Source organism: Mesosutterella porci, from assembly GCF_022134585.1.
In the GTDB taxonomy this organism is placed as follows: domain Bacteria; phylum Pseudomonadota; class Gammaproteobacteria; order Burkholderiales; family Burkholderiaceae_F; genus Mesosutterella; species Mesosutterella porci.
This window is the reverse complement of record NZ_JAKNCT010000027.1, coordinates 1-1,359: the sequence shown is the minus strand read 5'-3', so window position 1 is coordinate 1,359 and position 1,359 is coordinate 1. Positions and strand designations below refer to the sequence as shown.

Annotated in this window: 1 rRNA gene; it reads right to left on the bottom strand. The window is 53.9% G+C overall.

Annotation, left to right across the window (positions count from 1 at the left end):
- Positions 1–61: 61 nt before the first annotated feature.
- Positions 62–1,359 (bottom strand): 23S ribosomal RNA (locus MAF45_RS11215); the annotation flags it as partial.

Here is a 1,359-nt window from a genome sequence, read left to right as displayed (position 1 = left end):
CACGCCTTGCTTTTCCCTTTCAAAACCTCTGCAGCTTCTTTTCTTCAAGCAGCACGGTTATAGGATCAAGCCGCACGGGCAATTAGTACTGGTTAGCTCCACGCCTCGCGGCGCTTCCACACCCAGCCTATCAACGTCCTGGTCTAGAACGACCCTTCAGTGAGGTCCAGCCTCAGGGAAGACTCATCTTCAGGCAAGTTTCCCGCTTAGATGCTTTCAGCGGTTATCTCTTCCGCACGTAGCTACCCGGCAATGCGACTGGCGTCACAACCGGTACACCAGAGGTGCGTCCACTCCGGTCCTCTCGTACTAGGAGCAGCCCCTGTCAATCTTCCAGCGCCCGCGGTAGATAGGGACCAAACTGTCTCACGACGTTTTAAACCCAGCTCACGTACCTCTTTAAATGGCGAACAGCCATACCCTTGGGACCGGCTACAGCCCCAGGATGAGATGAGCCGACATCGAGGTGCCAAACACCGCCGTCGATATGAACTCTTGGGCGGTATCAGCCTGTTATCCCCAGAGTACCTTTTATCCGTTGAGCGATGGCCCTTCCATTCAGTGCCACCGGATCACTATGACCTGCTTTCGCATCTGCTCGACTTGTAGGTCTCGCAGTCAGGCACGCTTGTCCCATTGCAGTATCCGCACGATTTCCGACCGTGCTTAGCGTACCTTCGCACTCCTCCGTTACCCTTTAGGAGGAGACCGCCCCAGTCAAACTGCCCACCATGCACGGTCCCCGGCCAGGTTTACTGGCTTAGGTTAGAACCTCAAACAAATCAGGGCGGTATTTCAACGTCGGCTCCAAGCGGACTAGCATCCGCTTTTCACAGCCTCCCGCCTATCCTACACAGATCGGTTCAAAGTCCAATGCAAAGCTGCAGTTAAGGTTCATGGGGTCTTTCCGTCTAGCCGCGGGGAGATTGCATCATCACAAACATTTCAATTTCACTGAGTCTCGGGAGGAGACAGTGTGGCCATCATTATGCCATTCGTGCAGGTCGGAACTTGCCCGACAAGGAATTTCGCTACCTTAGGACCGTTATAGTTACGGCCGCCGTTTACTGGGACTTCGATCAGAGGCTTGCACCTCATCAATTAATCTTCCAGCACCGGGCAGGCATCACGCCCTATACGTCGACTTTCATCTTTGCAGAGCGCTGTGTTTTTAGTAAACAGTTGCAGCCACCGATTCTCTGAGGCCCCTTCGCCCTCAGGGTTTTTCTCCCTTCAAGCTACCAGGGCACACCTTATTCCGAAGTTACGGTGTCAATTTGCCGAGTTCCTTCTCCCGAGTTCTCTCAAGCGCCTGAGCATATTCAGCTCACCCACCTGTGTCGGTTTACGGTACGGTCA